The 12,665-nt window shown below is 68.5% G+C and carries 11 protein-coding genes; all 11 read right to left on the reverse strand.

Annotation, left to right across the window (positions count from 1 at the left end; genetic code table 11):
- A complete protein-coding gene (gene cysT, locus A2G96_RS14655) occupies positions 1-969 on the reverse strand; it encodes a sulfate ABC transporter permease subunit CysT (protein ID WP_062800398.1) in 969 nt (322 codons plus the stop codon).
- Between the two features lie 157 nt (positions 970-1,126).
- Entirely contained in the window at positions 1,127-1,798 is a 672-nt protein-coding gene (locus A2G96_RS14660; protein ID WP_062800402.1) for an RBBP9/YdeN family alpha/beta hydrolase, read from the reverse strand.
- On the reverse strand, positions 1,795-2,661 hold the full coding sequence (locus A2G96_RS14665; RefSeq protein WP_062800405.1) for an EAL domain-containing protein: 867 nt from the start codon (positions 2,659-2,661) through the stop codon (positions 1,795-1,797). The genes A2G96_RS14660 and A2G96_RS14665 overlap by 4 nt, the downstream gene beginning before the upstream one ends.
- Positions 2,662-2,814: 153 nt before the next feature.
- A complete protein-coding gene (locus A2G96_RS14670; RefSeq protein WP_062800407.1) occupies positions 2,815-3,729 on the reverse strand; it encodes an ATP-binding cassette domain-containing protein in 915 nt (304 codons plus the stop codon).
- A gap of 35 nt (positions 3,730-3,764) precedes the next feature.
- A complete protein-coding gene (ssuC, locus tag A2G96_RS14675) occupies positions 3,765-4,568 on the reverse strand; it encodes an aliphatic sulfonate ABC transporter permease SsuC (RefSeq protein ID WP_062800410.1) in 804 nt (267 codons plus the stop codon).
- Positions 4,569-4,579: 11 nt separating this feature from the next.
- Positions 4,580-5,752, reverse strand: coding sequence for an FMNH2-dependent alkanesulfonate monooxygenase (gene ssuD, locus A2G96_RS14680; protein WP_062800413.1), 1,173 nt, complete (start codon positions 5,750-5,752; stop codon positions 4,580-4,582).
- Positions 5,753-5,782: 30 nt separating this feature from the next.
- Entirely contained in the window at positions 5,783-6,811 is a 1,029-nt protein-coding gene (locus A2G96_RS14685) for a sulfonate ABC transporter substrate-binding protein (protein WP_062800415.1), read from the reverse strand.
- Positions 6,812-6,966: 155 nt separating this feature from the next.
- Complete coding sequence (gene ssuE, locus A2G96_RS14690) at positions 6,967-7,590, reverse strand: NADPH-dependent FMN reductase (protein WP_062800418.1); 624 nt, start codon at positions 7,588-7,590, stop codon at positions 6,967-6,969.
- 74 nt (positions 7,591-7,664) lie between these two features.
- Positions 7,665-8,669: a sulfate ABC transporter substrate-binding protein gene (locus tag A2G96_RS14695; RefSeq protein WP_062800420.1), complete on the reverse strand. Its 1,005-nt coding sequence runs from the start codon at positions 8,667-8,669 to the stop codon at positions 7,665-7,667.
- A 400-nt stretch (positions 8,670-9,069) separates the two neighbouring features.
- Entirely contained in the window at positions 9,070-9,612 is a 543-nt protein-coding gene (locus A2G96_RS14700) for a ferritin-like domain-containing protein (RefSeq protein WP_062800425.1), read from the reverse strand.
- Between the two features lie 270 nt (positions 9,613-9,882).
- The gene (gene clpB, locus A2G96_RS14705) at positions 9,883-12,471 is read right to left on the reverse strand and encodes an ATP-dependent chaperone ClpB (RefSeq protein ID WP_062800427.1); all 2,589 of its coding nucleotides are present in this window, start codon (positions 12,469-12,471) and stop codon (positions 9,883-9,885) included.
- Positions 12,472-12,665 lie beyond the last annotated feature (194 nt).

Below are 12,665 nucleotides of genomic sequence, written 5' to 3' on the forward strand. Positions count from 1 at the left end.
TCAGAACTCCTTGCCCGGGGCGGGCGCTTCCGGCGCCAGCGCGGCGCGCGCACCGGACTGGTGGCGGCGCGTCCAGGCCTGCAGCAGGTTGATCAGCAGCAGCAGCGCGAACGAGATCACCAGCATCACCACCGCCACCGCGGTGGCGCCGGCGTAGTCGTACTGCTCCAGCTTGGAATAGATCATCAGCGGCGCGATCTCGGACACCATCGGCATGTTGCCCGAGATGAATACCACCGAGCCGTACTCGCCGGTGGCGCGCGCGAACGACAGCGCAAACCCGGTCAGCAGCGCCGGCAGGATCGCCGGCAGGATCACGCGGCGGAAGGTCTGCAGCCGGTTGGCGCCGAGGCTGGCCGCGGCCTCTTCCAGTTCCTGCTCGACGTCTTCCAGCACCGGCTGCACCGTGCGCACCACGAACGGCAGGCCGATAAAGGTCAGCGCCACCACCACGCCCAGCGGCGTAAACGCGACCTTGATGCCGAGCGGCTCCAGGTAGCGGCCGATCCAGCCGTTGCCGGCGAACAGCGCGGTCAGCGCGATGCCGGCCACCGCGGTCGGCAGCGCGAACGGCAGGTCAACCAGCGCATCGATCAGGCGCTTGCCGGCAAAGCGGTAACGCACCAGCACCCACGCCACGACCAGCCCGAACACCGTATTGACGATGGCCGCGATCAGCGACGCGCCGAAGCTCAGCTGCAGCGAGGCCACCACGCGCGGCGCTGTGATCGCGGTCCAGAACGCGTCCCACGTCATCGTGAACGTCTTCAGGAACGTGGCCGACAGCGGCACCAGCACGATCAGCGTCAGGTAGAACAGCGTGAACCCGAGCGACAGGCCGAAGCCCGGCAGCACGGTGAAGCGCTGCGTGGATGGCTTGCGCGGCGCGGGCGCCGAGCCGGACCCGGAACCGGGCGCGCGGGGCGCGGCTGGCGGCGGCGTGTCCGCCAGGGAGATGGATGGAGGCATGTCGTCTCGTCTGTGAGCGGTGCGCTGCCGGGCCTGGTGGCCCGGTCCGGCACGCCGTTCTTTATGACGCCGGCGCATATTGCGCCGGCCTACGAGACAGATTTTGCAGAGCCGTCTTTATAAAAAGAACGAATCTTTATGAATTTTCTTAGACGCTTTAGATATAAGGAACGGTCGAGGCGACTTCGACCCCTGCCTCCCAAGGGGTTCCGGAAGCACTTTGAATGCTGGCATCGCCAGCCTGGGCGATCCGCTGCACCAGCGTATCGAGCAGCGCGAGGCCTTCGGGCCACTCGCCGAGCCCCGAGTCGGCATTGATATGGCCGAGATGGCCCACGTCGACCAGCTCGCTGCCCCACAGCGTGCCCCACGAAAACGCGGTGCGCTGCGGCATCCACGGGTCGTTGCGGCTGGCCGCGAGGATGGTCGGGAACGGCAGCCGGTAGGCGGGCAGCAACGCCGCCACGCCGAACTTGTCCGGATCCGCCGGTGCCACCAGCAAGGCGCCGGCGATACCGACCGGGTCCAGCGCCGCCTGGCGCAGCGTCGCCAGGCAGCCGAAGCTGTGCGCCACCAGCACGGCGCCGCGCGCGGCCACGCGCCGGGCCCGCATCACGCCTTCGGAAACGCGCTCGGCCCACAGCGGCAGGCTCGGCCGCGACCAGTCATGCTGCTCGACCCGCTGCCAGTCCGGAAACTGCTGTTCCCAGCGGCTCTGCCAGTGCCCCGGACCGCTGCCGTGCAGGCCGGGCACCGTCAGCACCTGCAGATGGCGGGGAATCTCCAGCCGCGTGGCACGGCCCGGCAAGGTCCTGTCCGCTTGCGTCATACCGGCTCCCCGCTCAGTGCCTGCGATCGCGCCGCGTGCGCCGCTGCGCCCTCCCCCGCGCGCAGCCTGGCCGCGCTCACCAGCCCGCCGGCAAAGGCGCCCTGCCCCAGGCCGATGCCCGCGGCCTGCAGGCGCTCGATGCTCTCGGCGTCCTGCAGGCGCCGCCCGATCAGCGTGACGCCGGCGCTGGCCGCGCTGGCGCGCAGGCCGGACAGCTGGCGGTCGGTCCAGGTGCGGCGCATGTCCAGCTTGAGCCAGTCCGGCAGCGCATGCGCCATCAGCGCGCCCGCCTCCGCCGGATCCGACGCCTGCAGGCTCACCGCGAAGCCATTGCGCCGGTAGTTGCCGACCACATGCAGCAGCAGCGCGAGGTCGTCGTTGGCGCTGGCCGGCACCTGGATCACGAAGCGCTCCAGCGGCAACCCCAGCGACTGCAGCGCGCGCCGGAAGGCCGCGCCGTGGTCGTCGGCCACCGCGGCCAGCAGCCGGTTGTGCACGTTCAGCACCAGCTTGTGCTCGCCGTCCGCGGCAAAGTAGTTGATGGCATGCAGCAGGCGCGAGAGCCGATCCAGCGACACCAGCGTGTGATCGTCCGCCGCCATCGCGAACAGCTTCCATGCCGCCAGGCCGACGCCGTCCTCGGCATAGGTATGGATCGCGCCTTCATGTGCCACCACCTGCCGGTCCGCCAGCGTCACCAGCGGCTCGAACGCACTGGTCAGCGAGCAGTTGAAAAATTGTCCCTGCACCTGCCCGCGCGCATCGCGCCACAGTTGCCGGTCCGCCAGCGGCTGGCGCGGCAGCGATTCGAGATAGCGTTGGAGCGCAGACGCTGCGCCCGTGGGTTCATGCTCGCCTGGCATGGTGATCCTTGGGTTGACGGGGCCGTTCGGGACATTCGGGGCCGGCGGTCTGATTGAAAAGGGCAAGCGCCACGCCGGCGGCCGCCTGCCTGCTCATGATAGGAGCCCGGCAGGCGCAGGCGTATGAAGATTTAGGACTGTCGATATGCGCCGTCAGGCAGCCCAGCTCACATTCAGCGGCGCAGGTGCGGCGGGCGCGGCAGACTGCGCTCCGGCTGCTCCGGCGGCCCGCGACGGCCGCATCACCCGCTGCAGCACCTCGGCTTCCAGTTGCGCAAAACCCGCCGCGCCGCGCTCGCGCGGCCGTGCCAAAGCCACGCGCGTATCCATGGCGATGCGGCCGCCCTCGATCAGCACGATGCGGTCTGCCAGCGCCACCGCTTCGGAGACATCGTGCGTGACCAGCAGCGCGGTGAAGCCTAGCCGGCGCCACAGCGATTCGATCAGCGCCTGCATTTCGATGCGCGTCAGCGCATCCAGCGCGCCCAGCGGTTCGTCGAGCAGCAACAGCTGCGGGTGGTGCACCAGCGCGCGCGCCAGCGCCACGCGCTGGCGCTGGCCGCCCGACAGCCGTGCCGGCCACGCCTGCGCGCGGTCGGCCAGCCCTACCTGCGCCAGCACCTGCGCCGCCTCGGCTCGGCGTGCGCGCGGCAGGCCCAGCGCCACGTTGTCCAGCACGCGCTTCCACGGCAGCAGCCGCGCGTCCTGGAACATCACGCGCACGTCGGCCTGGCGCGCCCGGCCCATGGCGGCGGAGTCGCCATCGATGGCAATGCTGCCGCCGTCGGCCGCTTCCAGCCCGGCCACCAGCCGCAGCAGGGTGCTCTTGCCGCAGCCGCTGCGCCCGACGATGGCGAGGAACTCGCCCGGCGAGACCTCCAGCGCCACGTCGTGCAGCACGGTGCGGCCGTCGTAGCGCTTGACTACCTGATTCACGCGCACCGCCACGCCGCCCGCCGCGTCCTTGCCGCGCACCTCGGGCACCACCGCCGCAGCGGACGCCTCGCGCCGCGCCAGGCCTGCTTCCAGCTCGGCCAGCGCCGCCTGTTCCACCGGATACATCTGCATCTCGCTCTCCTTGCCTTGATTGGTTGCCGCGCCGTTCACGCGGCGGCGTAGCCCGGGTGCCAGCGCAGCCAGTAGCGCTCCAGCCCCCGCGACAGCCAGTCGGCCAGCTTGCCCAGCAGCGCATAGAGCAGGATGCCGACCAGCACCACGTCGGTTTGCAGGAATTCGCGCGCATTCATGGTCATGTAGCCGATGCCCGCTTGCGCGGAGATGGTTTCCGCGACGATCAGCACCACCCACATCAGCCCCAGCGCAAAGCGCACGCCGACCAGGATGCCCGGCAGCGCGCCGGGCAGGATCACCTCGCGATACAGCTGCCAGCCAGACAGGCCGTAGCTGCGCGCCATCTCCACCAGCCCCGCATCGACCGAGCGGATGCCGTGATACGTGTTCAGGTACACCGGGAAGAACACGCCCAGCGAGACCAGGAACAGCTTGGCGCTCTCGTCGATGCCGAACCACAGGATCACCAGCGGGATCAGCGCCAGCGCGGGGATGTTGCGCACCATCTGCAGCGTGCTGTCGAGCAGCGTGGCGGCGCTGCGGAAGGTGCCGGTCAGCAGCCCCAGCAGCAGCCCAAGCCCGCCGCCGATGGCAAACCCCAGCAGTGCGCGCCAGGTGCTGACGCCGACGTGCCGCCACAGCTCGCCGGAGCGCGCCAGTTCCCACGCGGCCTGCACCACGGCCAGCGGGGCCGGCAGCACGCGGCTGGACAGCCAGCCATGCTGCGACGCCAGCTGCCACGCGACGATCAGCAGCACCGGCACGATCCACGGCGCCGCGGCGCGCCACAAGGCCTGCGGCGCCTGGCGCGGCGGCGGTAACAGCGGAGCGGTCATGGTTGCCCTCCTCAGCTTTGCGCGGCGCGCGGCACGATGCCGGTCGCCATGACTTCACCGAACGGGCCGGACAGCACCTTGCCCGGCAGCGTGTCGAATTTCGCCCGCAGCGCGCGCGGCAGCAGCGGGAACACCAGTTCGGCGAAACGATAGGCTTCTTCCAGGTGCGGATAGCCGGACAGCACGAAGGTATCGATGCCCAGCGCGGCGTATTCGCGCAGGCGTTCGGCAACGGTATGCGGATCGCCCACCAGCGCGGTGCCGGCGCCGCCGCGCACCAGGCCGACACCGGCCCACAGGTTCGGGCTGATCTCCAGCGCCGCGCGCGTGCGGCGCGTGCCGCCGGCATGCAGCGCGGCCATGCGGCGCTGGCCCTCGGAATCCATATTGGCGAACACCGCTTGCGCGCGCGCCACGGTGTCGTCGTCGAGCCGGCTGATCAGCTCCTCGGCCGCGGCCCACGCCGCGGCATCGGTTTCGCGCACGATCACATGCAGCCGGATGCCGAACTTCACCGTGCGGCCGTGGCGCGCGGCGTGGCCGCGCACGTCGTCCAGCTTCTGCGCCACTGCCGCAGGCGGCTCGCCCCAGGTCAGGTAGGTATCGACCTGCTCGCCCGCCAGCGCATGCGCCGGCGCCGACGAGCCGCCGAAATACACCGGCGGATGCGGCTGCTGCAGCGGCGGGTACAGCACGGTGGCGCCCTTCACGCTCAGGTGCCTGCCGTCGTAGTCGACCTTGCCGCCGTCATGGCTGGCGGCCAGCACCTGGCGCCAGATCCGCAGGAATTCGGCCGAGGCCTCGTAACGCTCGGCGTGGTCGAGAAACAGGCCGTCGCCCTCGAGCTCGGCGCGATCGCCGCCGGTGACGAGGTTGATCAGCAAGCGGCCGTTGGAAACGCGGTCGAAGGTCGCGGCCATGCGCGCGGCCAGCGTCGGTGCCATCAGGCCGGGGCGTACCGCTACCAGGAACTTCAGGCGCTGCGTCACCGCGGCCAGCGCCGATGCCACCACCCACGGGTCTTCGCATGAGCGGCCCGTCGGGATCAGCACGCCTTCATAGCCGAGCGTGTCGGCGGCCACGGCGACCTGCCTGAGGTAATCGAAACCCACCGCGCGCGCGCCTTCGGAGGTGCCCAGGTAGCGGCTGTCGCCGTGGGTGGGGATGAACCAGAATACTTGCATGTCGTGCTCCTGTTCTTGTCGGCTGGCGTGTCAGCGCCTGGCCTGCTGCTGTGGCGCGGTCCAGCGTGCATCGGCGACCTTGACCGGTTTGGGAATCAGCTTCAGCGAATAGAAGGCATCGGCAATGCGTTGCTGCTCGGCCAGCACCTCGGCGCTGACCGGGCGCGCGCCGTACGAGAAGCGCGACACCGCCAGCGCGAGCACATCGGCCGGCAGGCCGGTTTCACCGGTCAGCACGGTGGTGGCCTCCTTCGGGTGCTGTTGCGCCCAGGTGCCGAGCGTCGCCAGTTCCTCCAGGATCAGGCTGACGATTTCCGGCCGGGCCTGCGCATAAGGGCGCGAGGCCAGGTAGAACTGGTGGTTGCTGACCACGTTCTTGCCATCCGCGCCGCGGCCATCGGCCAGCACGCGCGCGCCCAGCTGCTTCTCGGCGGCGGCGAGGAACGGGTCCCAGATCACCCATGCATCGACCGCGCCGCGCTCGAAGGCGGCGCGCGCATCGGCCGGCGGCAGGTAGACCGGCTGGATCTCGCTGTAGGGGATGCCGGCCTGCTCAAGCTGGCGCACCAGCAGGTAATGCACGTTGGAGCCCTTGTTCAGCGCCACGCGCTTGCCGCGCAGGTCGGCCACCGAGCGCAGCGCCGAGCCCCTGGGCACGACGATGGCCTCGGCCACCGGCGCCGGCGGTTCGTTGCCGACATAGGCCAGCTGCGCGCCCGCGGCCTGCGCGAAGATCGGCGGCGCCTCGCCGACGGTGCCGAAGTCGATGGCGCCGACATTGAGCCCCTCGAGCAGTTGCGGCCCCGCCGGAAACTCGGTCCACCTGACGCTGATGCCTTGCGGCGCCAGGCGCTTCTCCAGCGTGCCGCGCGCCTTCAGCAGCGTCAGCGTGCCGTACTTCTGGTAGCCGATGCGCAGCACCTTGGGGTCGATGCTGGTCGATTGCGCTTCGGCGCGGCCGGGCAGAATCCCGTAGGCCAGGCCGGTGGCGAGCACCAGCGCTGCGGTAATGAGTCGTCGGCGCTGGCTTGCCGCGCGCAGCGGGTTGGTCGTTGTCATGTGAAGTCCTCCATGGCCCGCGACGATGTGCCGCGGGCGAGATCGATGTCCGGGATGGTTGCGGCAGCACGCCGCCCTGCCACCGCATGGCGGGTGGCATCGCGTCGCTGCCGTTGCGCCGGGCTGGCCGGCGCCACTACAGTCAAGCCATCAATTCAGGCGGAACATCGCTCGGCCACCGCGATCGCGGCGGCGCGGTGGACATAGGCGCCGGGCACCACGTCGAGCGGCACCTCGATGCGGGCATGCGCGAGCGCATCGCGCACGCGCAGCACGCCTTCGTCCAGCCGCGCCGTCAGCGCGGCATCGAAGCGCGCCTGGCGCGCGCCGGCGGCATCGACCGCTTCGATTTGCTGGTCGACGGCAAAGATGCCGGGCAGGATCTGGCGCGAGCCGAGCGCGGCCAGCACCGGCCGCAGCGCGTAGTCGATCGCCAGCGCGTGCGCCAGGCTGCCGCCCGTGGCGATCGGCAGCACGATCTTGTCGCGCAGCCCGGTCTGCGGCAGCAGGTCCAGGAAGGCCTTGAGCAGGCCGCTGTAGGCGGCCTTGTAGACCGGCGTGGCCAACACCACCACCTGCGCCTCGGCCACGGCGCGCATGGCGGCATCGATGGCCGGATCGTCCGTGCGCGCGGCCAGCAGCGGGCCGGCGGGCAGGTCGCGCAGGTCGAGATGGCGGGTGCGTTCGCCGGCAGCCTCTAGCGCCGCGCGCAGGTGCGCCAGCACGAGACCGGAGCGGGACTGGGCCGACGGGCTGCCGGAGAGCGTCAGGATGGACATCGGGCTTCCTTGTTCGGATCGACCGGTCGACGCCGCGGCCGCCCCACGCGGCCCGGCGCTCCAGTCTGGGGGTCTTATTTCTTGCCGGGCTGGTAGATCTGGTCGAACGAGCCGCCGTCGGCGAAGTGGGTCTTCTGCGCCTTCTGCCAGCCGCCGAACACCTCGTCGATGGTGAACAGCTTCACCTTCGGAAAATTGGCCGCGTACTTGGCCGCCACCTTCTGCGAGATCGGGCGGTAGTAGTTCTTCGCCGCGATCTCCTGCCCTTCGTCGGTGTACAGGAACTGCAGGTAGGCCTCGGCCGCCTTGCGCGTGCCCTTCTTGTCGACCACCTTGTCGACCACCGCCACCGGCGGCTCGGCCAGGATCGACACCGACGGCGCGACGATGTCGAACTTGTCCGGGCCCAGCTCCTTGATTGCCAGGATGGCTTCGTTCTCCCACGCGATCAGCACATCGCCCAGGCCGCGCTCGACAAAGGTGGTGGTGGCGCCGCGCGCGCCCGAATCCAGCACCGGCACATGCCTGAGCAATTCGCCGACGAACTCGCGCGCCCTGGCGTCGTTGCCGCCCGGCTGGCGCAGCGCATAACCCCACGCCGCCAGGTAGTTCCAGCGCGCGCCGCCCGAGGTCTTGGGGTTGGGCGTGATCACCTGCACCCCGGGCTTGACCAGGTCGCCCCAGTCCTTGATGCCCTTGGGATTGCCTTTGCGCACAAGGAACACGATAGTCGAGGTGTACGGCGAAGCGTTGTGTGGCAGGCGCTTCTGCCAGTCCGGCCTGATCAGGCCTTTCTCGGCGATGGCGTCGATGTCGTAGCCCAGCGCCAGCGTGACCACGTCGGCGTCGAGCCCGTCGATCACCGAGCGCGCCTGCTTGCCCGAGCCGCCGTGCGACTGGCGCACGTTCACGGCGTCGCCGCCCTGCGCCTTCCATGCCTTGGCGAACGCGGCGTTGACATCGACATACAGCTCGCGCGTCGGATCGTAGGAAACGTTCAGCAGGTTGGCAGCGCTCGCGGTCTGCGCCGCGCCGATTGCTGCCAGCACAGCCAGGCCGATGGCCAGTTTGCGGATCATCTTGTGTTGCTCCCGTCAGTGTCGTGAATGGCGCCTTGCGCCTGTTTGCTTGGCCCGCCTGGCAGGGCGGGCTGTGTCAGGAGCAAGACTACCGACGGGGCAATCCGAACGGAACGAAGGGTTTCGCCGATCCTTCGCCGTTTTCTGCATAAGATCCGACGGAAATATGGGCATGCCGGTGCGAGGCACTCACCGGCAGGGATGGCTGAGCGTGCGGGTGGCGCAAACAGCACGCCCAAAAAGAAAACGCCCGCACCGGCAAACCGGTGCGGGCGAAGTTTCCATTCTGGAAACGGGTAGACAAGTCATGAAGAGCGCCCCCGCATCTCCATGACAGGGCAGATCTTATCGGGCCGCCTGCGGCCGCGGCTTGACCCATATCAAGTGCGCGGCAATCGCATCAGCCGCCGCCCTGCCGGCTCAGCAGGTCGGCCATCTCGTCGGCATGCTCCTCTTCCACGGCCAGGATCGACTCCATCAGCCGGCGCGATGTCGGGTCGCGCTCGCCCAGAAACTGGATGATCTCGCGGTAGCTGTCGATGGCAATGCGCTCGGCCACCAGGTCTTCCCTGATCATGTCGGTCAGCGAGGTGCCGGGCACATACTCCGCATGCGAGCGGCTGGTCAGCCCGTCCGGGGCAAAGTCAGGCTCGCCGCCCAGCTGCACGATGCGCTCGGCAATCTGGTCGGCATGGCCCTGCTCTTCGTTGGAATGGGCCAGGAATTCATCGGCGACGCTCTTCGAATTCGGCCCCTTGGCCATGTAGTAGTGGCGTCGGTAGCGCAACACGCAGACCAGTTCGGTCGCCAGCGCGTCGTTCAGCAGCTTCAGCACGGTGTCGCGGTCGGCGGCATAGCCCGCGGTCACCGCCCCTTCGTCGATGTGCTGACGCGCACGCTCGCGCAGGGTCTTGACGTCTGTGAGGAAAGGCTTGTCGGTCATAAAGGGCTCCTGGGGGATGGGGCTGCGTGGGCGCAGCGCCTTGTGCGGAAACTCAACCCTTTTGCAACGCGAAAAACGTGCCACTTAGCATCACCCTGCAATCCCTTGGCTGCCGTAGCGCTGTCTCCAATGCCGCGTGAAATATTTGCACGGGTGCGGACCACATTACACGGCGGCCAAGAAAGAAAAAATCCCTGCGCTCGCGCGCAGGGATTGTGCATGGCAACGCTTGACCACGCCTCCCCATGTGCGGGGAGGCGACGCTCAGCCTCAGTCCAGCTTCCGCCCGAACGTGAACTCGCCGTCGGCATAATCCACCGGCACCACATCCTTGGCCGCGAACTTGCCTTCGAGGATGGCCCGCGCCACCGGGTTCTCGATCTGCTGCTGGATCGCACGCTTGAGCGGACGCGCCCCGAACACCGGGTCGTAGCCCGCGCTGGCGATCTTCTCCAGCGCCATGTCGCTGACCTGCAGCGTCATGTCCATGCGGGCCAGGCGAGCCTGCAGGCGCTGCAGCTGGATGCGCGCGATCGACTCGATGTTCTTCTGGTCGAGCGCGTGGAACACCACGACTTCATCGATCCGGTTGAGGAATTCCGGCCGGAAATGCGTGCGCACTTCCTGCCAGACCGCGCCCTTGATCGCTTCCTGCGGCTCGCCGGCCATCGACTGGATGATCTGCGAACCGAGGTTGGAGGTCATCACGATCACCGTGTTCTTGAAGTCCACGGTGCGGCCCTGGCCGTCGGTCAGGCGGCCGTCGTCCAGCACCTGCAGCAGCACGTTGAAGACGTCCGGGTGGGCCTTCTCGACCTCGTCGAGCAGCACCACGCTGTACGGCTTGCGGCGCACGGCCTCGGTCAGGTAGCCGCCTTCTTCATAGCCCACGTATCCCGGTGGCGCGCCGATCAGGCGGCTCACGCTGTGCTTCTCCATGAATTCGCTCATGTCGATGCGGATCAGGTGCTCTTCCGAGTCGAACATGAACTCGGCCAGCGCCTTGCACAGCTCGGTCTTGCCGACGCCGGTCGGGCCCAGGAACAGGAACGAGCCATAAGGCTTGTTCTCGTCCGCCAGCCCGGCACGCGAACGGCGGATCGCGTCGGACACCAGCCGCACGGCTTCGTCCTGGCCGACCACGCGCGCATGCAGGCGCTCTTCCATCTTCAGCAGCTTCTCGCGCTCGCCCTGCATCATCTTCGACACCGGGATGCCGGTGGCGCGGCTGACCACTTCGGCGATTTCCTCGGCGCCCACCTGCGTGCGCAGCAGCTTGTTGGGCTGCTTCTGCTCGCGCGCCTCGGCATCGGTCGCGGCCTTGAGCTTGCCTTCCAGGCCCGGCAGCTTGCCGTATTGCAGCTCGGCCACCTTGTCGAGCTTGCCTTCGCGCTGCAGCCTGGAGATCTCGAGCTTGACCTTCTCGATCTCTTCCTTCAGCGCGGCCGTGCCCTGCGCGGCGCCCTTCTCTGCCTTCCAGATTTCGTCGAGGTCGGCGTATTCCTTCTCCAGGCGTGCGATCTCCTGCTCGATCAGCTCCAGGCGCTTCAGCGAGGCTTCGTCGGTCTCTTTCTTGACCGCCTCGCGCTCGATCTTCAGCTGGATGGTACGGCGCTCGAGCTTGTCCATCGACTCCGGCTTGGAATCGATTTCCATCTTGATGCGCGCGGCGGCCTCGTCGATCAGGTCGATGGCCTTGTCGGGCAGGAAGCGGTCGGTGATATAGCGATGCGACAGCTCCGCCGCGGCGACGATGGCCGGGTCAGTGATCTCGACGCCGTGGTGCAGCTCGTACTTTTCCTGCAGGCCGCGCAGGATGGCGATGGTGGCCTCGACGCTAGGTTCGTCGACCAGCACCTTCTGGAAGCGGCGCTCGAGCGCGGCATCCTTCTCGATGTACTTGCGGTATTCGTCCAGCGTTGTCGCGCCGATGCAGTGCAGCTCCCCGCGCGCCAGCGCCGGCTTGAGCATGTTGCCCGCGTCGATCGCGCCTTCGGCCTTGCCGGCACCGACCATGGTGTGGATCTCGTCGATGAAGACGATGGTCTGGCCCTCGTCCTTGGCGACGTCGTTCAGCACGGCCTTGAGCCGTTCCTCGAACTCGCCGCGGTACTTGGCACCGGCCAGCAGGCCGGCCATGTCCAGCACCAGCACGCGCTTGTTCTTCAGGCTTTCCGGCACCTCGCCATTGACGATGCGCTGCGCCAGGCCTTCGACGATGGCGGTCTTGCCGACGCCCGGCTCGCCGATCAGCACGGGGTTGTTCTTGGTGCGGCGCTGCAGGATCTGGATCGCGCGGCGGATTTCGTCGTCGCGGCCGATCACGGGATCGAGCTTGCCGATGCGGGCGCGCTCGGTCAGGTCGATGGTGTATTTCTTCAGGGCCTCGCGCTGGCCTTCGGCCTCGGCACTGTTGACCGAATCGCCGCCGCGCACGGCCTGGATCGCCGACTCCAGCGACTTGCGGTTGAGTCCGTGCTCGCGCGCGATGCGCCCGGCCTCGCCCTTGTCGTCGGCGACGGCGAGCAGGAACAGCTCGCTGGCGATGAACTGGTCGCCGCGCTTGATCGCTTCCTTCTCGGTGGCATTGAGCAGATTTACCAGCTCGCGGCCAATCTGGACCTCGCTGGTGCCCTGCACCTGCGGCAGGCGCTTGATGGCCGCATCGAGCGCGGTCTGCAGGCCCTGCACGTTGGCGCCGGCGCGCGCCAGCAGCGCCTTGGCAGCGCCGTCGTCCTGCGCCAGCAGGGCGCGCAGCACGTGCTGCGGATCGATGTACTGGTTGTCGTTGGCCAGCGCCAGGCTTTGCGCATCAGCCAGCGCTTCCTGGAACCGGGTGGTCAGCTTGTCAAGACGCATAAGGATTCCCTCTCTCGGATAGGTCGTGTCCTGATGCGCGGGCGCTGGCGCCGGCGTTGCTTGCCGGCGCGCCCGTATGCCCTGCCGGACACTCGATGTCATACCGAAAGATAAGGCTTTGCCGTGACATTTCAAGGCCGCATTCCGCGCGGAATCGCGCGCTCCAGCGTTGCCCGGCGCAGGCGCGCTGTCGA

This window comes from Cupriavidus nantongensis, from assembly GCF_001598055.1.
In the GTDB taxonomy this organism is placed as follows: Bacteria; Pseudomonadota; Gammaproteobacteria; order Burkholderiales; family Burkholderiaceae; genus Cupriavidus; species Cupriavidus nantongensis.